21 protein-coding genes are annotated in these 20,044 nt (G+C 72.5%); 10 read left to right on the top strand and 11 right to left on the bottom strand.

Annotated elements, in window-relative coordinates; all coding sequences use genetic code 11:
* Positions 1-2: 2 nt before the first annotated feature.
* The 3 genes from KME80_RS10660 to KME80_RS10650 all read right to left on the bottom strand — a co-directional run bounded on the left by KME80_RS10660 (position 3) and on the right by KME80_RS10650 (position 2,518).
* Positions 3-971: a hypothetical protein gene (locus KME80_RS10660; protein ID WP_219503499.1), complete on the bottom strand. Its 969-nt coding sequence runs from the start codon at positions 969-971 to the stop codon at positions 3-5.
* Between the two features lie 3 nt (positions 972-974).
* Positions 975-2,216: a KAP family P-loop NTPase fold protein gene (locus tag KME80_RS10655; RefSeq protein WP_246644500.1), complete on the bottom strand. Its 1,242-nt coding sequence runs from the start codon at positions 2,214-2,216 to the stop codon at positions 975-977.
* A 65-nt stretch (positions 2,217-2,281) separates the two neighbouring features.
* Complete coding sequence (locus KME80_RS10650) at positions 2,282-2,518, bottom strand: glutaredoxin domain-containing protein (RefSeq protein WP_219503493.1); 237 nt, start codon at positions 2,516-2,518, stop codon at positions 2,282-2,284.
* 130 nt (positions 2,519-2,648) lie between these two features.
* On the opposite strand from KME80_RS10650, the gene KME80_RS10645 reads away from it, so the two are divergent.
* The 5 genes from KME80_RS10645 to KME80_RS10625 are packed head-to-tail and all read left to right on the top strand — an operon-like array spanning position 2,649 to position 9,603.
* Positions 2,649-4,262: an ABC transporter substrate-binding protein gene (locus KME80_RS10645; RefSeq protein ID WP_219503475.1), complete on the top strand. Its 1,614-nt coding sequence runs from the start codon at positions 2,649-2,651 to the stop codon at positions 4,260-4,262.
* Positions 4,235-6,094 carry an alpha/beta hydrolase family protein gene (locus KME80_RS10640; protein WP_219503472.1) on the top strand — a complete coding sequence of 620 codons (1,860 nt, stop codon included), beginning with the start codon at positions 4,235-4,237 and terminating at the stop codon, positions 6,092-6,094. Before KME80_RS10645 ends, KME80_RS10640 begins: the two co-directional genes overlap by 28 nt.
* Positions 6,094-7,047: an ABC transporter permease gene (locus KME80_RS10635; protein ID WP_219503469.1), complete on the top strand. Its 954-nt coding sequence runs from the start codon at positions 6,094-6,096 to the stop codon at positions 7,045-7,047. Before KME80_RS10640 ends, KME80_RS10635 begins: the two co-directional genes overlap by 1 nt.
* Positions 7,044-7,856, top strand: a complete 813-nt coding sequence (locus KME80_RS10630) for an ABC transporter permease (RefSeq protein WP_219503466.1) — start codon at positions 7,044-7,046, stop codon at positions 7,854-7,856. Before KME80_RS10635 ends, KME80_RS10630 begins: the two co-directional genes overlap by 4 nt.
* A 1-nt stretch (position 7,857) precedes the next feature.
* A complete protein-coding gene (locus KME80_RS10625; protein ID WP_219503462.1) occupies positions 7,858-9,603 on the top strand; it encodes an ABC transporter ATP-binding protein in 1,746 nt (581 codons plus the stop codon).
* A 40-nt stretch (positions 9,604-9,643) separates the two neighbouring features.
* Here the strand turns inward: KME80_RS10625 and KME80_RS10620 are convergent, their stop codons facing one another.
* The 5 genes from KME80_RS10620 to KME80_RS10600 all read right to left on the bottom strand — a co-directional run bounded on the left by KME80_RS10620 (position 9,644) and on the right by KME80_RS10600 (position 13,751).
* Positions 9,644-10,237 carry an XRE family transcriptional regulator gene (locus KME80_RS10620; protein ID WP_219503459.1) on the bottom strand — a complete coding sequence of 198 codons (594 nt, stop codon included), beginning with the start codon at positions 10,235-10,237 and terminating at the stop codon, positions 9,644-9,646.
* 42 nt (positions 10,238-10,279) lie between these two features.
* Positions 10,280-11,155, bottom strand: a complete 876-nt coding sequence (locus KME80_RS10615) for a 1,4-dihydroxy-2-naphthoate polyprenyltransferase (RefSeq protein WP_219503456.1) — start codon at positions 11,153-11,155, stop codon at positions 10,280-10,282.
* Positions 11,155-11,715 (bottom strand): GNAT family N-acetyltransferase, encoded by a 561-nt coding sequence (locus KME80_RS10610; RefSeq protein WP_308125698.1) that lies wholly within the window; start codon positions 11,713-11,715, stop codon positions 11,155-11,157. Before KME80_RS10610 ends, KME80_RS10615 begins: the two co-directional genes overlap by 1 nt.
* Before the next feature lie 92 nt (positions 11,716-11,807).
* Positions 11,808-12,329, bottom strand: a complete 522-nt coding sequence (locus KME80_RS10605) for a CGNR zinc finger domain-containing protein (RefSeq protein ID WP_219503450.1) — start codon at positions 12,327-12,329, stop codon at positions 11,808-11,810.
* 24 nt (positions 12,330-12,353) lie between these two features.
* Positions 12,354-13,751 (bottom strand): aminotransferase-like domain-containing protein, encoded by a 1,398-nt coding sequence (locus tag KME80_RS10600; protein WP_219503447.1) that lies wholly within the window; start codon positions 13,749-13,751, stop codon positions 12,354-12,356.
* Here KME80_RS10600 and KME80_RS10595 point away from each other — a divergent pair.
* Genes KME80_RS10595 through KME80_RS10585 form a run of 3 tightly spaced genes read left to right on the top strand, consistent with a single transcriptional unit; the run spans position 13,750 to position 16,148 of the window.
* On the top strand, positions 13,750-14,661 hold the full coding sequence (locus KME80_RS10595; protein WP_219503443.1) for a DMT family transporter: 912 nt from the start codon (positions 13,750-13,752) through the stop codon (positions 14,659-14,661). The genes KME80_RS10600 and KME80_RS10595 overlap by 2 nt on opposite strands.
* Before the next feature lie 42 nt (positions 14,662-14,703).
* Positions 14,704-15,726 (top strand): hypothetical protein, encoded by a 1,023-nt coding sequence (locus tag KME80_RS10590; RefSeq protein ID WP_219503440.1) that lies wholly within the window; start codon positions 14,704-14,706, stop codon positions 15,724-15,726.
* 23 nt (positions 15,727-15,749) lie between these two features.
* The gene (locus KME80_RS10585; protein ID WP_219503438.1) at positions 15,750-16,148 is read left to right on the top strand and encodes an ASCH domain-containing protein; all 399 of its coding nucleotides are present in this window, start codon (positions 15,750-15,752) and stop codon (positions 16,146-16,148) included.
* A gap of 136 nt (positions 16,149-16,284) precedes the next feature.
* On the opposite strand, the gene KME80_RS10580 is transcribed toward KME80_RS10585, so the two are convergent.
* Together KME80_RS10580 and KME80_RS10575 are read right to left on the bottom strand one after the other, a co-directional pair.
* Positions 16,285-16,776: a GntR family transcriptional regulator gene (locus KME80_RS10580; RefSeq protein ID WP_219503435.1), complete on the bottom strand. Its 492-nt coding sequence runs from the start codon at positions 16,774-16,776 to the stop codon at positions 16,285-16,287.
* Between the two features lie 26 nt (positions 16,777-16,802).
* Entirely contained in the window at positions 16,803-17,291 is a 489-nt protein-coding gene (locus KME80_RS10575; RefSeq protein WP_308125697.1) for a GntR family transcriptional regulator, read from the bottom strand.
* A 105-nt stretch (positions 17,292-17,396) separates the two neighbouring features.
* Here KME80_RS10575 and KME80_RS10570 point away from each other — a divergent pair, with 105 nt between their 5' ends.
* On the top strand, positions 17,397-17,810 hold the full coding sequence (locus tag KME80_RS10570) for a hypothetical protein (protein WP_219503429.1): 414 nt from the start codon (positions 17,397-17,399) through the stop codon (positions 17,808-17,810).
* A gap of 249 nt (positions 17,811-18,059) precedes the next feature.
* Positions 18,060-18,878: an NmrA family NAD(P)-binding protein gene (locus KME80_RS10565; RefSeq protein WP_219503424.1), complete on the top strand. Its 819-nt coding sequence runs from the start codon at positions 18,060-18,062 to the stop codon at positions 18,876-18,878.
* Positions 18,879-19,206: 328 nt separating this feature from the next.
* On the opposite strand, the gene KME80_RS10560 is transcribed toward KME80_RS10565, so the two are convergent.
* Complete coding sequence (locus KME80_RS10560) at positions 19,207-19,905, bottom strand: JAB domain-containing protein (protein ID WP_219503422.1); 699 nt, start codon at positions 19,903-19,905, stop codon at positions 19,207-19,209.
* Positions 19,906-20,044 lie beyond the last annotated feature (139 nt).

Here is a 20,044-nt window from a genome sequence, read left to right as displayed (position 1 = left end):
TCCTAGCCCGCGTTCCATTTCTCGCCCTGCCACATCCTGAGCCGCAACCAGCTCTCGCTCATGTGCAGCCCCTCGGTGGGCCAGGGATCGTCCTTGTCGTACTCGCTGAGCCGGAAGTCGAGCAGCAGCTGCAGGTGCCGCATGGCCTGGCCGATCGTGTACGGGCGTCCGCTGAAGGCGCTCTTGACGCCCTCCGGCTGGAAGGGAGAGGGCGGCCGGCCGTTCCAGCGGCCCGTGGCCAGCTCGCAGATCTGCTCCGGGGTCAGCGTGCCGAGGTCGACGACATGGCCGGCGAACTGCTCCCGGTCCGCCTTGGTGAGCTGGACGGTGTTGGCGTGGTCGTACGTCTCGACGGTGAACACGACGACGCAGGCCGTGTCCTCGAAGACCCGGGTCGCCAGGGTGATCAGCTTCTTGGTGGACACGTCCTCGTAGCAGACCCCGAAGCCCGCCTCGCGGCCCGCGAACGTGGCGCCGATCGAACCGGCGATGTCCTGGAGGTCGTAGTCGTCCATCCGGTCGGCGGTGGTGCGCCGGCTCAGCTCGGTGAAGCGGGCGCGCAGGTCGGGCGGGACGCTGATGGCTGCGGCGTTCATCCTATTGCGCAGCGAGAGCAGGGTGGAGCACATCATGGCGTAGGCGTCGTGCGTCATGTCGGTGCGCCCGGCGCGGTGGGTGACGAACGTGTGACCGGGGCCCGTCGAGGTGGCCTTCCGATACAGGTGCATGATGTGGTTGGCCAGCGAGGTCCGCCCGCTCTTGCCGACCCCGGTGATGAGGAAGAAGGCCGGGCGCCCGGCGTCGGCGGCCTCCCGCACGGCCGTCTCGATCGCGGGCAGCTGGATGAACCCGGCCAGCGGCAGCAACAGCTCGTGGTCGGCGTCCAGGCTGACGGCGTCCAGCGGGCGGCAGACGTACGGGTTGCCGGACCGGAGGCCGTACAGCTCGTAGCGGACCTCGCCGATGTCCATGCCTCAGCCGCCGATCATCGTGAGGTAGGCCGGCAGGTCGGCGGCCGACGCCTCGAAGGCGGAGCCGGTGAACAGGTGCGGGTAGAAGTCGTGCTTGCCGTGGTAGGCCCTGGCCAGGTGCTGGATCTGGTCGGCCCGGCCGCGGAAGCGGGTCTGGAAGCCCTGGGCGACGTCGAGGACGAGCCGGTCCTGGTGGACGAGTTCGAGCGCGACGAGGAGGTCGGGGTGGCGGACGACGTCGGCGAACAGGTCGGGGCTCTGCACGCGGAGCACGACGAGGCGGACGATGAGGTCGGTGTGGAGGGCGGCGAGGCCGGGGGTGGCCTCGATGACCGCCTCGGTCACGCGCAGGAGGTTGAGCACCCGTTTGATCTTGCGGGGGTTCGGGGTGACGATCTTCTCCAGGGTGGCGGCGTGCCTGGCGGCGAGGGCGCCGGGGCCTGAGGCGTGGATGAAGCGGCCGACCTCGGCGGGGCCGAGCGGGTAGAGGTGCAGCGGGAGCTGGATCATCTTGTCGAGGTAGTCGTCGCCGATGGCGGCGTGGTCGGCCTCGGGGAAGCCGAACGGTTGATACTTGACCGAGATGCCGCGGTTGACGACGTCCTTGGCCAGGGCGATCAGGACGAAGACGTGTTTGAGGTCGAGGAAGAGCTTGATGGACTCCAGCACGTCGATGATCTGGTCGGGTTCGCAGCGGTCGAGGTCGTCGACGAAGAACACGATCTTCTTGCCCTGGGCGGCGAGGCGGTCGGCCTCCTCCTGGAGCAGTCCGCGCAGGCGGCCGGTCTGGCTGTCGACGCGGCCGCGCATCTCGGCGTACTGCCGGGCCAGGTTGCCGATCTTCTCGACGCTGACCGAGGTCAGGCTGAGTTTCTTCAGCATCTCGTCGGCGGCGAGGTTGAGCATGATGAGGCCGAGGCGTTTGACGGTGCCGGCGAAGCGGCGGGCGGGGTCCTTGTCGAGTTCGTCGTGCAGCGCGTTGAGGAGGGGGAGCAGCATCTCGGGCTCGCGCCGGTGGACCCAGGGGTTGAAGTGCACCCGGACGAAGGCGTCGCCGTGCCGGTCGAGCAGCCGTTCGTTCACCATGTCGAGCAGGGTGGATTTCCCGCTGCCCCACGCGCCGTAAACACCGATCGTAAAGGGTGTTTCCGTCTGGGGATTGGTGATGACCGAAACGAGCGGGTCGACGTAACGCCGAAACTGGAGAAGGTCGCCGCGCCAATTGGCGGGAGCGTCCGAGAGCATTGCGATATCGGGCATTGTCCCTCCAGAAACGAGGATGCATCGTTCCGGAGGCCCAATACCGCGTGTTATCGAACTGTGATCGCTTCCTGGATCTCCTGGATCGAGGGGTTCACGAGGGCGGAGCCGTCCGGGAGCACGACGGTGGGGATGAGCCAGGAGCCGCCGCCCAGCTCGGTGATCAGCTCGATGGCGCCGGGCGTCGCGTCCACGTCGACCTCGGCGTAGGGGATGCCGGCCCGGCCGAGCTGTCCCTTGAGGCGCTGGCAGTGGCCGCACCAGGGGGCGCTGTAGACGGTGATCATGTATTCCCCATTCGAACGGTGGGTTTGACCCGCGGGCGAGGCAGCGAATACTCTCATGTGCCAATTGGATGTTACCGGTAGACACTGCAGCTAGGCGGGTTGACCGGACACGTGAAAGTAGGGTCCACCGGTGACCGAACTCCCCCTCTCCCGGCGCTCTCTGTTGCGGGCGGCCGCCCTCGTGGGCGGTCTCGCGGCCCTGGCCGCCTGCGGCAGCGACGACGCCCCCGGCGGCGCCGAGCCGCAGCGGCAGAGTCAGGACGTGCTGCGCGTCGCGCTGCCGTCGTCCATCGGCTCGCTCGACGCCGCCAAGGAGTCGGGCATCATGAACTACGTCGTCGCCCTGCTCGTCCAGGAGGCCCTGGTCGGCGTCGGCCGCGACGGCAGCCTCCAGCCCTCCCTGGCCGAATCCTGGACCAGGAAGGACGCCACCACCTACGTCTACACACTGCGCAAGGGCGTGACCTTCTCCGACGGCAGCCCGATGACCGCCGCCGACGTCCTGGCCAGCCTCGACCTGCACGCCAAGAAGGGCTCCACCAGCGGCTTCGCCTACGCCTACGCGGGCGTCGAGACGATCGAGGCCACCGGCGACGCCGAGATCACCATCAGGCTCAAGAACCCCGACGCGTCGTTCGCCTGGACGCCCTCGCCCGGCACGCTCCTGGTGACGAGCGAGAAGTTCATCCAGGCCACCGGCGAGCGCATCGGCACCCCCGAGGGCAAACTGCTCGGCACCGGCCCGTACAAGGTGGCCGAGTTCGCCCCCGACTCCCACGTGACGCTGGAGCGCAACGACGGCTGGTGGGGCGGCAAGGCGCCGTTCCGGCAGATCAGGATCGACTTCATCCCCGAGGAGTCGACCCGGCTGCTCGCCATGCGCGGCGCCGAGCTCGACGTCGCGCTCAACGTGCCCGCCGAGCAGATCGACCAGTGGAAGACGATCTCCGGCGTCGAGCTCAGGACGGCCGCCGACCGCTCCCTCGTCACGCTCGCCTTCAACACCGCCAAGGCGCCGTGGGACGACATCCACGTCCGCAAGGCCGTCGCCCACGCCATCGACCGCGAGGGCGTCGTCAGGAGCGTGCTGCGCGGCCACGCCCAGGTCGCCGCCACCATCCCCGACCCGGCCCAGTGGGGCGGCGTGCTGCCGCCCGACGAGGTGACCGCCCTGTACGCGAGCATCCCCCAGTACGGGTTCGACCTGGCTGCGGCCAAGGCCGAGCTGGCGCGGTCGGCCACCCCACAGGGCTTCACCGACGTGCTCTCCTACCCCAGCAGCGGCCCCCAGCTCGGCCGCGCCGCCCTCACCCTGGCGCAGAACCTCAAGAGCCTCGGCATCACGCTGGAGGTCAAGGAGGTGCCGCTGGAGCAGTGGATCGCCGACCTCGGCAAGCACGCCTCCGGCATCTACCTCGGCTGGTACTTCGCCACCACCGGCGACCCCGCCGAGTACGCCCAGCAGCTCCTGCACCGCTCGGCCCGAGGCGAGAACGGCACCAACATCGCCGAGTACGACGACGCCGAGGTGAGCAGGCTCCTGGACGAGGCCAAGGCGAGCACCGACGACGCCGCCCGGGGCAAGCTGCTAGGCCAGGCCCTGGTCAAGGCCGCCGCCGACGTCCCGTACCAGCCGCTGTGGTGGGGCGAGGCCGCGACCGCGTTCGGCCCGGCCGTCACCACCGGGGAGTTCGGCCCGTACTTCTTCGTCGGCCCGTGGGCCGCCAACGTGACCGCCCGCTGATGGGGCCGCTCGACGTCCACCGGGAGCTGGCCGGGCTGCGCTACCCGGAGTCGGTGGCGCTGCACCCGGACGGCGACCGCGTGGCCTGCGTGCTGGGGACGCGCGCGTACGTGCTGGCCCTCGACGGCGAGCGGCGGCCGGTGCCCGGCGGCGAGCCGCAGGCGCTGACCCGCTGGCTGCCCGACGGACGCCTGCTGCTCGCGGCCGGCGGCGACCGGGTCGAGGTCAGGCACGGCACCACGCTGGAGCCGCTCTGGCAGGCCCGCGTCACCGGCGAGATCGAGGACCTGATCCCCGGCGGCGACGGCACCGTGCTCGTCCGCCTGGCCGATCCCGGCAGCGAGCGCGACGGCAGCCACCTCGGCCTGCGCGTGCCCGACCCGGGCGACCCGTTCGTGCGGGTGCCGGGCGGGCGGCTGCGGCGGCTGGTCCGGTTCCGTGTCGGCGACGCCACGCCCCGGCCGCTGCCGGCGCCCACGGTGTGGGACGCCGACTGGCGCGACGGCCGCGCGCTCGCGGTCACCTCCGCCGACGAGACCCCGGCGGGCTACTACCGCCCCCGCCTCGACCTGATCGACGACACCGGCCTTCGCACCCTGCACCGCACCGCGTGGCAGCTCAGCAGGCCCAGGCTGGCCCCGGGCGGGCGCGCCGCCGTCGTGGTCGAGGGCCTGTCGATCGTCTCGGGGCGCGTCCTGTACGTGGACCTGGACGGCGGCGGCGTGAGCCGTCTGGGCGAGATCGACGACGTGACCGACCTCGGCTGGCTGGACGAGCGGACGCTCTGGTTCACCGGCTGGGACGGCACCGGCGTGCACGGCGGCGTGCTCGACACCGGCGGCCGGGTGATCCATCGCTGGACCGCCCGGGGCACGATCGGCGGGCGCGACGGCCAGCCGTCCCTGTCGCCCGACCGGTCCGGCACGCTGGTGGCGGCCTGCTGGGAGAGCCCCGGGCAGCCGCCCGAGGTCGCCGTCGCCGCGCTGGCCGACGGCGACTGGAAGCCGGTCACCGCGCTCAACGCAGCCCTGGCCCGGCTCGCGGTGAGCCAGGAGGAGATCACCTGGACCGGCCACGACGGCCTGCCCGTCTCCGGCCTGCTGCTCACCACGCCGGGCGACGGGCCCCGGCCGCTGGTCGTCATCGCGCACGGCGGGCCCACCTGGCTGTGGTCCAGCTCGTTCGCGCCGGCCGAGTCCAACCAGCTCGCCGTGCCGCTCGCGCACGCCGGAGCGGCCGTGCTGCTGCCCAACCCGCGCGGCAGCAGCGGGCGCGGCCAGGACTACGCCCGCGCCGTCATCGGCCGGTTCGGCGAGGCGGACCTGGCCGACGTGCTCGCCGGGGTCGACCACCTGACCTCGACCGGCGTCGCCGACCCCGACCGGATGGCGATCATGGGCCTGAGCTACGGCGGCTACCTCACCGCCTGGGCGGTCACCCGGACCCGGCGCTTCCGCGCGGCGGTCGTGCTGTCGGGCGTGAGCGACTGGCTGAGCTTCTCCACCGGCAGCAACCTGGGCGGCGGCTTCGACCCGCTCTACCACGCGGGCGCCGACCCGGCCACACCCGAGGGCCGCGAGTTCCTGGCCGCCCGCTCGCCCGTCCATCACGCCGCGAACGTCACCACCCCGACGCTCGTCCTGCACGGCGACCAGGACCGGACCACCCCCGTCGGCCAGGCCGAACAGCTCTATCGCGCCTGGTCGGGGGCCGGAGTGAGCACCCAGCTCGTCGTCTACCCTCGGGAGGGTCACGAGCTGGTGGAAGACGCGCACCGCGCGGACGCGGCCGAGCGCGTGATCGGCTGGCTGACCGGGGGCGGGGTGTTGTGATGGGGTGGGGCCGCTTCGCCCTGCGCAGGCTCGCGGGCACCGCCGTCGTGGTGCTGCTCCTGTCGGCGGGGGTGTTCGGGCTGCTCTACCTCGCGCCGGGCTCCGTCCAGCAGACGCTGCTCGGCACCCGGCCCGCCACCGCCGAGACCATCGCCGCGATCCAGGCCCGCTACCACCTCGGCGACCCCGTCACCGTGCAGTACCTGCGCTGGTTCGGCGACGTGCTGCGCGGCGACCTCGGCACCTCCATCAGGACCGGCGCCCCCGTCTCCGGCATGCTCGCCGACCGGGTGCCGCTCACGCTCGCCCTCACCGCCTACGGCACGCTGCTGGCCGCGCTCGCCGGCATCCCGCTCGGCGTGCTCGGCGCGCTGCGGCGCGGCCGGGCCGCCGACCGGCTCGTGGTGACGGCCGGCGTCGCCGGGCTGAGCGCGCCGCCGTTCGCCGTCGGGCTGCTGCTGCTCGTCGTGTTCGCCGGGTGGCTGGGCTGGTTCCCCGGCTACGGCACCGGCGAAGGGCTCGCCGACCAGCTCTGGCACCTCACGCTGCCGGCCGCCGCGCTGGCCGTCGGCGCCGTCGGCATGCTGCTGCGCTTCAGCCGCGCCGCGCTCGTCCGCGAGCTCGACCAGGACTACGTCGTCTTCGCCCGCGCCCGCGGCCTGGCCGCGCCCGTCGTGCTCGGCTACGCGCTGCGCAACTCGCTCGTGCCGATGCTCACCGCCGCCGGGCTCGTCGTCACCGGCATGCTGGCCGGCACCGTGCTCGTGGAGGTCGTCTTCGCGCTGCCCGGCCTCGGATCGCTGCTCGTCGACTCGGTCACGTTCAAGGACGTGCCCGTCGTGCAGGCGCTCGCGCTCCTGCTCACCCTGCTGATCGCCGCCGTCAACCTGCTCGTCGACATCGGGTACGCGCTCGCCGACCCCCGCGTACGGCTCGGCGGAGGCGCGTCGTGAAGCGGACCCCGATCAGCGTGTGGGCCGCCCTGGCCGTGCTCGCCGCCGTCACCGCCGCCGCCGCGTTCGCGCCCTGGCTCGTGCCCGGCGCCACCGACCAGGATTTGATGACCGGCATCACCGGCCCCGGCCCCGGCCACCCGCTCGGCACCGACGACCTCGGCCGCGACGTGCTCGACCTGCTCATCGCCGGGGCGCGCACGGCCGTGCCCGGCGCGTTCGCCGTCGCCGCCGGCTCGATGCTCATCGGCAACCTGATCGGGCTGACCGCCGGCTACTTCGGCGGCTGGGCCGACACCCTGGCCATGCGCTGGGCCGACCTGATGTTCTCGCTGCCCGCGCTGCTCGTCGCCATCGTCGTCGCCGGAGTGCTCGGCGGCGGCTACGGCCTGGCCATCGCGGTGCTCGTCGTCCTGTTCGCGCCCACCGACACCCGGGTGGTGCGCGGCGCCGTGCTGGAACAGCGCCACCGGCCCTACATCGAGGCCGCCGTGCTCAAGAACCTGTCCGCCTGGCGCATCATGACCCGCCACATCTGGCCCAACATCGCCTCCGTCGCCCTGGCCAACGCCTTCCTCAACTTCGCCTACGCCCTGGTGTCGCTGTCGTCGCTGTCCTTCCTCGGCCTCGGCGTGGCCGCCGGGTCGCCCGACTGGGGGCGCACGCTGGCCGACAACCGCACCCAACTCCTGGCCAACCCGTGGGCCGTCATCGCCCCCGGCCTGGCCGTCATCGCCACCGCCGCCGCGCTCAACATCGTGGGCGACTGGCTGCACGAGCGCGTCGACCGGCGCGGAAGGGCACGCTGACATGCTGCGCGTCGAGGGATTGTCGGTACGCCAGCCCGCCACCGGCCGGACCCTGCTCTCCGAGGTGTCGTTCGACGTCGCGCCGGGGGAGTCGGTGGCGATCGTGGGCGAGTCCGGATCGGGCAAGTCGCTCACCGCGCGGGCCGTGCTCGGCCTGCTGCCCGCCGGGCTGGCGGCGTCCGGGCTGGTGGAGGTCGGCGGGCGGCGCGTCGACGACGACCCGCGCGCCCAGCGGCGGCAGCGCGGCTCCACCGTCTCCCTGCTCATGCAGGACCCGTTCACGCTGCTCAACCCGCTGCGCAAGGCCGGCAAGCAGATCGCCGACGGGCTGCCGCGCGGCGCCGACCCGAAGACCGAGGTGCCCCGGCTGCTGGCCGAGGTGGGGCTGCCCGCCGACGTGGCCGGGCGCTACCCGTTCCAGCTCTCCGGCGGCATGCGCCAGCGCGTCGGGCTGGCGGCCGCGCTCGCCGCCGCGCCCCGCGTGCTGCTCGCCGACGAGCCGACCACCGCCCTGGACGCCACCACGCAGCGGGAGGTGCTGGCCCTCATCCGGCGCGTGCAGCGGGAGCGGGACATGACGTTCCTGCTCATCACGCACGACCTGCGGCTGGCGTTCAGCATGTGCGACCGCGTCGTGGTCATGTACGCCGGGCGCGTCATGGAGGTGGGCCGGGCCGCCGACCTGCGGCGCGAGCAGCGCCACCCCTACACGCGGGCGCTGCTGGCCGCCGAGCCGCCCGCCGACCGCCGCCTGGCCGCCATCCCCGCCGTCCCCGGCTCGGTCCCCGCCCACGACGCGGTCGCCGGGCAGTGCGCCTTCACCGACCGCTGCTCTCTCGCCCTGGCCGAGTGCCGCGCGAGCGTCCCGCCGCTCCGCCCTGCCGGGGACGCCGGCCGCCTGTCGGCCTGCGTGCGGGCCGGCGACCTGCCCGCCGCCCCCGCGCCCCCGCTCGGCGTGGCCGCGCCCGTACGGACCGCCTCTGAGCCGGTGCTCGACCTCCGCGGCCTGCGCAAGACCTTCCCCGGCTCGGCCAGGCCCGCGCTGGCCGGAGTGAGCCTGACCGTCGCCCCGGGCGAGATCGTCGCCGTCGTCGGCGAGTCGGGCTCCGGCAAGACCACGCTGGCCCGCTGCGTGACCGGCCTCGAACGCCCCGACGCCGGGACGATCCTGCTGGGCGGACGCGACTGCTCCGACTACGCCCGCATGTCGCGCGAGGCCGTCCGCCAGGCCCGCCGCACGGCACAAATGATCTTCCAGGACCCGTACTCGACCCTCAACCCCGCCCGCACGGTCGGCGCCACGCTCAAGGAGGCGCTCGTCGCCGACGGCCGCCCCGCCGACGTGGCCGCGCTCATGGAGCTCGTCGGCCTCGACCCCGCCCTGGCCGCCCTGCGCCCCGCCAACCTGTCCGGCGGCGAGCGCCAGCGCGTCGCGATCGCCCGCGCCGTGGCCGGCGAGCCCGCGCTGCTCGTCTGCGACGAGCCCGTCTCCGCCCTCGACGTCTCCGTCCAGGCGCAGGTCCTCGGCCTGCTCGCCGGCCTGCGCGAGCGGCTGTCGACCGGCATGCTGTTCATCACCCACGACCTCGCCGTGGTCCGCCAGCTCGCCGACCGGCTGTACGTGCTGAAGGCGGGGGAGTGCGTCGAGAGCGGCCCCGTCGACCGGGTGCTGGACGAGCCCGCCCACCCCTACACGCGCGACCTGCTGGCCAGCGTGCCCGACGGGACCAGCCGCTGGCCCGGCTGATCCCGGTGCTCAGTCGTCAGCCATCAGCCGTCGTCAGTCGTCAGTCGTCGGAGAAGGAGATCAGCGTGAGCACCCGGCAGGCCAGCTCGCCGGTGGAGTAGACGTGGTCGTACTCGGCGGCGAAGCGCAGCGCGTCACCCTCGCCGAGCGTCACCGACCACGCGTCGGTCGCCACCGTCACCTCGCCCGACACCACGTACGCGTGCTCCATCGAGCCGCGCCCGTGAGCGCTCTTGGCGCTGCGCGTCGCCGGCGGCAGCAGCCCCTCCGCCAGCTCGAACCGCCGCCGGTCCGGCGCGTCGAACAGGCTGCGCACCGCCGTGTCGCCGGTCATCACCGCCTCGCCCTCACCGCGCCGGATCACCTCGGGCCCCGCCGGATGCGTACGGGTCAGCTCGGCGAACGTCAGCCGCAGCGCCGCCGCCAGCCGGGTCAGCACCTCGATCGTCGGATTGGCCACCCCGCGCTCGATCTGCGAGATGAGCGCCTTGCTCACCCCGGTCAGGTCGGCCAGCTCCCGCACGCTGTGGCCGCGCGCCAGCCGGGTGCGGCGCAGGTTGCCGGCGATCGCGCCCCGCACCCCGGCGCCGGGCCCCGCGGTCACGCCCAGATCGGGGGTCTTGTCGTGGCGCACGTGGCTCCCCTCCCTGGATACTGACTCCATCATGCCGGACGGCTACAGCGTCAGGGCCAGGCCGATCGCGAGGAGCAGCCCGTAGGCGAGCTGGAGCTTGCCGGTCTGCTGCAGCACCGTGATCAGCGCCGGGCCGGCGGCGCCGCCGAGCACCGCGCGCACGGGCGCGATCGCCAGCGGGGCGGCCAGCACCGCGAGCGCGGCGGCCGGCGCGACCGGCGTCATCGCCAGCGCCACCGCGAACGGCAGGACGAGGCAGGCCGCGTACAGGTGACGGGTGCGCGGCGCGCCGAGCACGACCGCGAGCGTCCGCTTGCCGGACTCCGCGTCGGTGCCCACGTCACGCAGGTTGTTGACCACGAGCATCGAGCACGACAGCAGCCCGACCGGCACCGACGCCACCAGCGCCGCCCAGGTGAGCTGCTCGGTCTGCACGAACGCGGTGCCGACCACCGGCACCACCCCGAAGAACACGAACACCGACACCTCGCCCAGCGCGCGGTAGCCGTACGGCCTCTTGCCCCCGGTGTAGAACCAGCCCGCGGCGATGGCCGCGGCGCCCACCAGGAGCACCCACCACGCCTGCGTGACCAGCACCAGCACCAGCCCGAACACCGCCGCGGCGGCGAAGCTGCCGAGCGCGGCGGCGAGCACCTGCGGCGGCGTGGCCACCCGCGAGCCCACCAGGCGCATCGGCCCGACCCGCTGGTCGTCCGTGCCGCGGATGCCGTCGCTGTAGTCGTTGGCGTAGTTGACGCCGATCTGCAGGAGCAGCGCGACGAGCAGCGCCAGGATCGCGCGCCACCAGACGAAGCCGCCCTCGCCGATCGCCACGCCGGTGCCCGCCATGACGGGGACGACGGCGTTCGGCAGCGTGCGCGGGCGCGCGCCGGCCAGCCATTGTGCGGGGGTGGGCATCAGCTGATGTCCGTCGTGAGCCTGACCATGCGGATCGGGCGGCCCATGTCGAGCACCCGCTCGGCCATGTCCTCGCCCCAGCCCGCCGACTCCAGGAAGCCGAGGACCGCGTAGTTGTCGGCGAACACCCAGGTGACGATCTGGCGGTAGCCGTCCTCACGCAGGTGGTCGACGGTGGCGTTGAGCAGGCGGCTGCCGTGGCCGCGCCGGACGAAGTCGGGGTCGACCAGCAGCGTCAGCATCTCGGCCACGACCGTCGGGTCGAGATCGGGGTCCTCGGCCGGCGCGTGTGAGGCCAGGCCCACCACCCGCTCGCCGCCGCGCGGCGTGGCCGGGGCGGCGTTGCCGCCGGCGCCCAGCGCGGGGAAGCCCTCAGTGTCGAGGATGGTCTCCACCGCGACCAGCACGCGATGCCGTGAGGTCGGCGGGGCGACGATCGCCTCGTCCCACTGGCGCAGCCACATCTTCTCGGCCGCCGGGCCGGTCATCTGCTCGAGGGGACCCTCGGGCAGGAAGTCCCGGTAGCCGTAGCGCCAGGCGCGGACCTGAACATTCGCCACTTGGAGAACATCCTCGCGCCGGGCCGCCCGGACGCCTACGTCTGCCATCTCGGCCCGCTCCTTCGACTGCTGTTCATGCCACGAGGCACGAGTTACACCGTATCGGTGTTTGAAGGTTGGAGACGACGCGAACCCTGCTTCCTGGCCCGGTATGCGCGCGTTTTGGTGCGGTTACCGCAGACCCTCATCGAACACCACGAGCGGGAACGGTTCTTGGAGGCGTCGATGAACGCCCACTGGCAGGTGTCCTCCGCGCACACCTTGAGCCGGTCCCACGAGGCGTCGGTCGCCGCGGCGGCGATCCTGGCCAGCGCGCCGGGCACGCCGCCCGCCACCGGGGCCAGGCCGGGCCGCGAGCCGATCACCACGGTGAGCGGCAGGCGCGGCAGCTCGGGCGGGCCGGCGCCGGGCAGCCGCCGCAGCGCCGCGCGCAACCCTTCGCGCAGCGCGATCGCGGTCGCCAGGTCGTCGTCGGTGGCGCGGTCACGGGGCCCGGCCAGCGCGCGCTCGCGCAGCCAGACGCCCAGCTCGGAGGGAGTGCCCAGATCGTCGGCGTCGGACTCGACGTCATAGGTGTTCACGAAGTCACGCACCAACTCCGCCGCCACCAGCATGGGGCCACTCTACTCGCCGCGTGATCAGCCGAGCGCGCGCAGGGCCCGCGCCAGCCGGCTCACGCCCTCGGCGAGCTCCGGCAGGTTCGCCGGCGCCATGTGGGTGACGCGCACGCGCGGGCCGGGCGGCTCGGCCGGGTAGTACATGCGCCCCGGGCTCACCAGCACGCCGTGGCGCTTGGCGGCCTCCACCAGGGCGTGCTCGTCCGTTTCCGGCGGCAGCCGCAGCCACAGGTGCATGCCGCCGCCCGGCACCAGGAACGGCGGCGCCTGCGGCATCCGTGCGGCCAGCGCGGCGGCGAGCGCGTCACGCCGGGCCGCGATCTCGGTGTGCACCGCGCCGAGATGCCGCCGCCAGGCGGGCGAGCCGACGAACTCCAGCGCCGTCTCCTGCAACGGCCGCGCCACGAAGAACGACTCCACGAGTTGCCCGGCCCGCAGCCGGTGCGCCGCGGGGCCCCGGGCGACGACCGCCGCCACCCGCATGCTTGGCGACAGGATCTTGGTCAGCGAGTGGATGTGCACCACGGTCCCGTGCGCGTCCGCCGACACCAGCGACGGCGGCGCGGACGCGGTCAGGTAGCGGGCGTAGTCGTCCTCGATCACGAACGCTCCGGCCGCCCTGGCCACCTCCAGCACCTGCCGGCGGCGTTCCTCCGTCAGCGTCGCGCCCGTCGGGTTGTGCAGGGTCGGCTGGCACAGGAACACCCGCGCCCCCGACACCGCGAACGCCTCCGCCAGCAGGTCGGGCCGGACCCCGTCGCGGTCGATCGGCACGCCGGTGGCCCGCAGCCCGGCCGCCTTCGCCGCCGCCAGCGCGCCCGGATAGGTCGGCGTCTCCACCAGCACCTGCGTGCCCGGCGCGGCCAGCGCCCGCAGCGCGTGGGTGAGCGCCGCCTGCCCGCCGCTCACGATCAGCGCGTCCGCGGCCGTCACGTCGCCGCCCGCCTGCTTGGCGAACCAGCCGCGCAGCTCCGCCAGCCCGCTCAGCGGCGGCATCGCCCACGCGTCCGGCCTGCGCACCGCCCGCGCCGCCGCGGCCGCGAGCTGGCGGTCCGGCCGGATGCCCGGATGCAGGTAGCCGCCGGTCAGCGGCACCACCCCCTCCGGCGCGGCCCCCAGCAGCGCCTCCACCGGCTCCCCGGACACCGCCCGGTCGCCGAGCGCCACCGTCTGCCAGGAGAAGTCGGCCGCGTCGGGCGCCCACTCCCGCCGGGCCGCCACGAACGCCCCGCTGCCCGGCCGGGTCACCACCGTGCCCTCGGCCGCGAGCTGCCCCAGCGCTCGCGACACCGTCACCGGGCTCACGCCGTGCCGTCGCACGATCTCCCGGCTCGGCGTCAGCCGGTCGCCGGGCCGCAGCCGCCCCGCCTCCTCCCGCAGGATCGCGGCGATCGTGGCGATACTGCTATCGTTGTCCATGAAGGAACAGGATAGCGCTATCGCCACGACCGCAGTAGCGGTCCCCGCCCCCGACGCCCGCCGGGGCACCGCACTGGCCTTCCTCGGCGTCCTGGCCTTCTCCGGCTCCTTCCCCGCCACCGTCTACGCGATGGAAGGCTTCGACCCCTGGCTCGTCGCCATCGGCCGCGCCCTCATCGCCGGCGTCGTCGCCGTCATCTGCCTCAAGGCCGCCCGCCTGCCCCTCATCCCGCCGAACCCGCGCCCGTACCTGCTCATCTCCCTCGGCGTCGTCTTCGGCTTCCCCGTCCTCAGCGGCCTGGCCCTCGACCTCGGGGCCGGCACCGCCCACGCCGCCGTCGTGATCGGCCTGCTGCCCGCCGCCACCGCCGCCTGCGCCGTCCTGCGCGCCGGCGAGCGCCCCCGCCCGCTCTTCTGGGCCGCCTGCGCCGCCGGCGCCGTCGCCATCACCGTCTTCACCCTCACCCAGGGCGGCTCCGGCGCCGCCTGGCCCGACCTCCTCCTGGTGGGCGCGCTCCTCTCCGCCGCCGTCGGCTACACCGAGGGCGGCACCCTCTCCCGCACCACCCCCGGCTGGCAGGTGATCTCGTACGCGCTCGTCCTGTCCCTCCCCGTCACCGCGCCCGTCACCGCCGTGCTGGCCCTCACCACCCCCGTCACGCCCACCCCCGCCTCCCTCGCCGGCCTCGCCTACGTCGGCCTCGTCTCGATGTTCCTCGGCTTCTTCCCCTGGTACGCGGGCCTCGCCAGGGGCGGCATCGCCAGAGCCGGACAGACCCAGCTCACCCAGCCGCTGCTCACGCTCGTGTGGGCGTGGTTCCTCATGGGGGAGCGGTTCGGCCTCGCCACCGTGGCCGCGGCACTGGCCGTGCTCGTGTGCGTCGCCATCACGCAGCGCGCCCGTACTTGAAAGCCGTGACGCCTGGCCGCAGGATGGGGGTGGAGGTGTCACATGGCGGACCTCACGATCCCCGAAGGCGGCTTCTGGCCCGCGCCGGAAATCCCGCAACCGAACATCTACCCGATGGAATGGCGCGTCGAGACCGAGAAGCTCGCCGCCATCTACGAGAAGTCCAAGCGCATGCTCTGGAACCCGGCCGACCTGCCCTGGGACGAGCTCGACCCGGCCGACTTCACCCGCGAGCAGCGGCTCGGCATCATGTACTGGTTCGCGGTCCTGGCGAACTTCGACGCCTCGGGGCCGGCGGTCTTCGCCCGCGCCACCATCCAGGCGTTCGAGAAGCACGAGGAGGACCCGGTCAGGAAATGCTTCTTCTCGATCACCCGTGACGAGATGAACCATGAGGAATGCTGCCAGCGCGCCATCGCCAAACTGTGGCCCGGCGGTCCCCTCGACTGGACCCCGTCCGACGACCTGGAAAAGGCCGCCCACAACAACATCGGCTGGCTTTACCACAACGGCGGCCGCTACTGGAACGGCTACAACAGCGCCGTCGGCAAATACTCGCTGCCCGTGCTGTTCACCAGTTTCATGATGGGGGAGATGGCCGCCTCCACATTGTTCCGCGGAATGGCGTCCGGCACCCGGCACCCGGTGTTCGAGGAGATGTTCCAGCGCATCGGGCGTGACGAATCCCGTCACCTCCAGATCTGCATGACGATCCTGGAGAACGAATGGCCCGGCCTCACCGACGACACCCGCGTCCTCATCACCCGCCAATTGCGCGCCGGGTTCGTCTTCCTGTCCATGATCCTCTGGGAGCCGCCCGAGGGGTTCTGGGAGCTGCCCCCGTACTTCCTGGCCAACCACCGCGTCCTGATGGACCACGCCCGCGACGCCGGCCTCGGCCTGCTGTCCTACGACGAGCAGGCGGAGAACTGGCGCGTGGCGATGGCCCGCGTCCGCGCCATCGTCGAACGCTGGGGCATCGCCTTCCCCGCCATCCCCGAGCTCGACCTGGAAGGCGTCCCCGTCGACTTCGTCGACCCCGAGGAGATCATCCCGGTGTTCTGACCTCGTGGCGTACGATGCCGCGCATGTGGGGACGTATGAACGGCCTGCGGGTGCTGGAGCTGGGCACGCCCGGCGAGATGCGCACCTGGCTGACCGGCCTTGCCCTGTCCGGCGCCAAGCAGGGCACGGCCGGCCTGCTCGAACTCGACTACCACGCCGAGAACGAGCCCCTGGAACGCGTCGGCGAGCGCCTGGCCCTGGTCGGCGACGCCGGCGCCCAGGTCGCCACCGTCGAGGTCACCGGCGTCACCCAGGTCCCCTTCGCCGAGGTCTCCTGGGAATTCGCCGATTCGGAAGGCGAGGGCTACACGTCGATCGACGGCTGGCGGGAATCGCACCGCCGCTATTGGCGCGCCGAGGGTTACGAGGTGAACGACGACACGACGGTGGTGTGTTTGTCGTTCCGGCTGGTTTCCGAATAGCGGCGCGGCCATCGCGATCCCCCCCGAAAGGCGCAGTACAACAGGGGATCGGGCCGATGGCCGCGCAAAAAGATTGTCCTCCCTGCCCGCCACCTTGCGCAGGCATTTCCTGGAAATCGTGGAATGCCGGCGGCCGCTAGGGTGATATTTCGTTATCTGGCGGCCATTGTTCCTTCGGGGAGACGTAACTGCCCCGCTGCGGGACCGTGTAGATCCAGCCCTGCTCCCTGAGTAGCGCCACGGCCCGTCGTACGGTCTCGCGGGCGACGTCGTACTGCTGGACGAGCGCGGCCTCGCCGGGGATCGCGCGCCTGGGGGTGAAGGTGCCGCGGCTGATGTGCTGGGCGATCTCTTCCGCTATTTGCCGATATAGCGGCGTTTTGCGGGGCACGCGGGGTGCTTCGGCCGGCGCGCCGACGTACGTGCCCTCGCCGTGCACCGTGTGAACCAGCCCGTCGTCGCGTAGCCGCCGGATCGCCCTGCGTGCCGTGGTGCGGGCCACGCCGAACTCCCGCTGGATGTCCGCCTCGCTCGCCACCGGATCGCCGGGCGAGCCACGCAGGACCCGCGACCTGATGATTTCCGAAATTTGCAAATAGAGGTGGGTGTCGCCCTCGCGATCGAGCATGAGGTCAGGCTAGAACCCCGCCGGATTCATTCGGGCGAGGATGCGGGCCACTTGTCGCTCGGCGCGACGAAAGTCCCTCGATAGGGAACGGTGAACACCCATCCCTGTTCCCTGAGATATGCGACCGCCTGCCGGGCGGTCACCTTGGCGACGCCGAATTGCTGCATCATCGCCTTTTCTCCGGGAATCGCGCGGTTCGGCGGAATCTCGCCCCGCTGAATCCGTTCGGCGATCTCGTTGGCGATGGCCTGGTAGAGCGGGACCTTGCGCGCCGAACGCGGACCGCCAGGACTGCCGACGAACGTCCCCTCGCCCTGGATCGTATAAGCCATGCCCTGTTCGCGGAGCTCGCGCGCCACTCGCCGCGCGGTCGTCCTCGCGATCTCGTAGTCCTTCTCCAGCTTGGCTTCGCTGGGCACCGGGTCGCCGGCCTTCAGTTCGCCTCGCTCGATCTGCTCGCGAATCAGATCGGCTACCTGCTTGTAGATGGGTACGGGCCCTTCACGGTCAAGCACGCCCGGATTATAGACGAAAGTAGACATGCCTGCACAAAACAGACGCTCACTAGGTCTATAGATACGGACTAGACCAGTAGATAGGTGGAGGGTTATAGTGAGCGCATGTTCTGGGAGACGGATGACGAGCACGGCCGTCACGTGCCGGCTGGCCGAGCCGAGGAGCTGTCCATCGCCTGGACGCCCGAGGCGGTCCGGCCCAGCCCGGTCCGGGTGCGCGACTACTCATGCCCGTGCCAGGTGCCGTATTACGAGCTGTGCCAGGCGGAAGGCGTGCGGTTCATCCGCAGGGTCCACGTCAACGGCGACGAGTCCATCGTCGACGAGAGCCCCCGTGACCGCGCCCCCAAGGTCGACGAGCTGTGGGCCCGCTTGCTGGCCGCAGAGGTCCCGTCGCTACGCGACAGCCTCGGCCGCCCCGCGCGCCGCCTGGCACTCCCGGCGCCGCGACACAACCACCAGGGCGGCCGGACTTTGCGGCTTCACGCACAAGTGATCGAGGGCGCCGCGAAGCCATGACCGCCGGGCAAGCTCAGGTCCAGGCTTGTCCATTCCCCCGGCAGGTGTCATCCCAACGCGTCAGCGCCTGCCGGGTCCATCGCCCTCGTGAGGTCTGGATACGGGCCCGGGCCTCACGAGGGCCTTGGGGGCTCCGGCGCCTCCATCGCTCTGTCCGCCGGAGCCCCCTCCGAACCACAGAAGACACAGTTGACCTCAAGTTAGGTCGGGGTTCTACGGTCACATCGACCGACGAGATGGAGAATGCTCATGACCTACCTTGTGACAGGCGCCACCGGAAAGGCCGGCCGCCACGTCGTCAGCCACTTGCTCCGAGCCGGACACCAGGTCCGCGCCCTGACCAGGAACCCGGCCACGGCCGATCTGCCGTCCGAGGTGGACGTGGTGGCCGGTGACCTCACCAAACCCGAGACCCTGGGCCCGGCGTTGGCCGGCGTCGTCGGCGTACACCTGCTGACCGTCGGCGGCGACGACTACGCCACGCTCACCACGGGCCCCGAGATCGTCGAGCTGGCGCTGAAGGCCGGCGTACGACGCGCCACCGTGCTGTGGAACGGCCGGCTCGGCCCGGTGGAGGAGGCCGTCGAGTCGAGCGCGCTCGAATGGACCCGCCTCCAGCCCGTCGACTTCATGGGCAACACCCTCGGATGGGCAGATGCCATCCGAAAGGAGGGCACCGTACGTGAACCGTTCGGCGACGTGCCGGCGGCGATGGTCGACGAGGCCGACGTCGGGGCCGTCGCCGCGGTGGCGCTCGCCGAGCCCGGCCACGCCGGCAAGGTCTACACGCTGACCGGCCCGGAGGCGCTGACCCCGCGCGAACGGCTGGCGGTGATCGCCAGGACGATCGGCCGGGACCTGGAGTTCGCCGAGCTGACCGAGGCCGAGGCCCGTGAGCGCTGGCGGCGGGCCGGGCACGCGGAGGAGCTCATCGACCTGCTCGCCGCCTGGCAGGGCAACCCGCCGCCCGAGGCGTACACGGTGGTGCCGACCGTGGAGGAGCTCACCGGGAGGCCGCCCGGTACGTTCGCCGACTGGGTCAGCAGGCATGCCGACCGGTTTGCGTAGGAATGCCTGCCGCCGGGCCGACTGGCCCGTCACCATCAACCGGGCCGGTTACCTTCGGATGCGGCTGATGGGTGCCCGGCAGCAGGCAACATGGCCGCACGTCCTTCCGGGAGGCCGTGCGGCCACACACTACGAGTAATCGGCCGCCTGACGTCCTCAACGGCCGACCCGCGGACTCAGGATGCCACGGGGGTATGCGGGGCGACGGGGCTTCAGCGCTTTCGTAGGGATCGCGCGCTATCGGGTGACCTGCGGCAATGACCCGTCTTCATCACCCCGGCTCCCTGGGCGCAACCCCGGGCGTCGGCCGCGCTGGGCCGCGATCCCGTCATGCCGCCATCGCGTCACCCGCCGGACCCGCCGGACTTGCCGGACCCGCCACGCGCCGCCAGGCCGTGTCCGTGATGACGAGATGGTCGAGGAACCGCAGCCCCACCGTCTCGGCGGCATCCCTCAGCCGCCCCGTCGCCACCACGTCGTCGTCGCTCGGCTCCAGGCAGCCGCTCGGATGGTTGTGCGCGATCCCGAACGCCGCGCCACCCGCCGTCAGCACCGCCGTGACGATCTCCCGCACCGGCACCATCGTGTGGTCGGTGCCGCCCTCGCTCATCACCGTCCGTCGCAGCACCGCCCCCCGGCCGTCGCACACGACCAGCACCAGCCTCTCGTACGCGTGCCCGCGCAGCAGCGGCGCCGCGACCGCCGCCAGGTCGGGTGTGCCCGTGATGCGCACGCGTTCGGGCTCGGCGTCGGCCCGCCGTACGAGATGGAACGCCGCCGCCACCCGCGCCGCCTTCGCCGGCCCCACCCCCGGAACGGCCAGCAGCCGATGCGGCTCCGACCTGGCCAGCCCGTCGAGGTCGCCACAGTGTGCGATGACCCGCGCGGCCAGATCCATCGCGCTCATCCCGCGAAACCCCGAGCCGAGCAGCACCGCCAGCAACTCGCGATCGGCCAGCGCCCCGGCGCCGCTGTCCATGAGCCGCTCACGGGGCCGCTCCCGTCGCGGCAGGTCTTTGACGCGCACATCCCCCACCTCCTGCACGGTTCTATCAACGACCACCGACAACCTCCGGGCGGGCGTCTGCCTGCTGGCCGGCCAGCGCCCGCGTTCGGGGACGTGCCGGTGTGGCGGGCGGTGGCGGTGCCACTGACCTGCGGCGAGA

This window comes from Nonomuraea ceibae, assembly GCF_019396325.1.
Taxonomy (GTDB): Bacteria; Actinomycetota; Actinomycetes; order Streptosporangiales; family Streptosporangiaceae; genus Nonomuraea; species Nonomuraea ceibae.
This window is presented reverse-complemented; position numbering and strand designations above follow the sequence as displayed.

Excerpts from the sequence above, each read along its gene's own strand:
- KME80_RS10660 (WP_219503499.1), bottom strand. The coding sequence starts at position 971 with ATGGACATCGGCGAGGTCCGCTACGAGCTGTACGGCCTCCGGTCCGGC.
- KME80_RS10655 (WP_246644500.1), bottom strand. The coding sequence starts at position 2,216 with ATGCTCTCGGACGCTCCCGCCAATTGGCGCGGCGACCTTCTCCAGTTT.
- KME80_RS10650 (WP_219503493.1), bottom strand. The coding sequence starts at position 2,518 with ATGATCACCGTCTACAGCGCCCCCTGGTGCGGCCACTGCCAGCGCCTC.
- KME80_RS10635 (WP_219503469.1), top strand. The coding sequence starts at position 6,094 with ATGGGGTGGGGCCGCTTCGCCCTGCGCAGGCTCGCGGGCACCGCCGTC.
- KME80_RS10625 (WP_219503462.1), top strand. The coding sequence starts at position 7,858 with ATGCTGCGCGTCGAGGGATTGTCGGTACGCCAGCCCGCCACCGGCCGG.
- KME80_RS10615 (WP_219503456.1), bottom strand. The coding sequence starts at position 11,155 with ATGCCCACCCCCGCACAATGGCTGGCCGGCGCGCGCCCGCGCACGCTG.
- KME80_RS10605 (WP_219503450.1), bottom strand. The coding sequence starts at position 12,329 with ATGCTGGTGGCGGCGGAGTTGGTGCGTGACTTCGTGAACACCTATGAC.
- KME80_RS10595 (WP_219503443.1), top strand. The coding sequence starts at position 13,750 with ATGAAGGAACAGGATAGCGCTATCGCCACGACCGCAGTAGCGGTCCCC.
- KME80_RS10600 (WP_219503447.1), bottom strand. The coding sequence starts at position 13,751 with ATGGACAACGATAGCAGTATCGCCACGATCGCCGCGATCCTGCGGGAG.
- KME80_RS10590 (WP_219503440.1), top strand. The coding sequence starts at position 14,704 with ATGGCGGACCTCACGATCCCCGAAGGCGGCTTCTGGCCCGCGCCGGAA.
- KME80_RS10585 (WP_219503438.1), top strand. The coding sequence starts at position 15,750 with ATGTGGGGACGTATGAACGGCCTGCGGGTGCTGGAGCTGGGCACGCCC.
- KME80_RS10580 (WP_219503435.1), bottom strand. The coding sequence starts at position 16,776 with ATGCTCGATCGCGAGGGCGACACCCACCTCTATTTGCAAATTTCGGAA.
- KME80_RS10570 (WP_219503429.1), top strand. The coding sequence starts at position 17,397 with ATGTTCTGGGAGACGGATGACGAGCACGGCCGTCACGTGCCGGCTGGC.
- KME80_RS10565 (WP_219503424.1), top strand. The coding sequence starts at position 18,060 with ATGACCTACCTTGTGACAGGCGCCACCGGAAAGGCCGGCCGCCACGTC.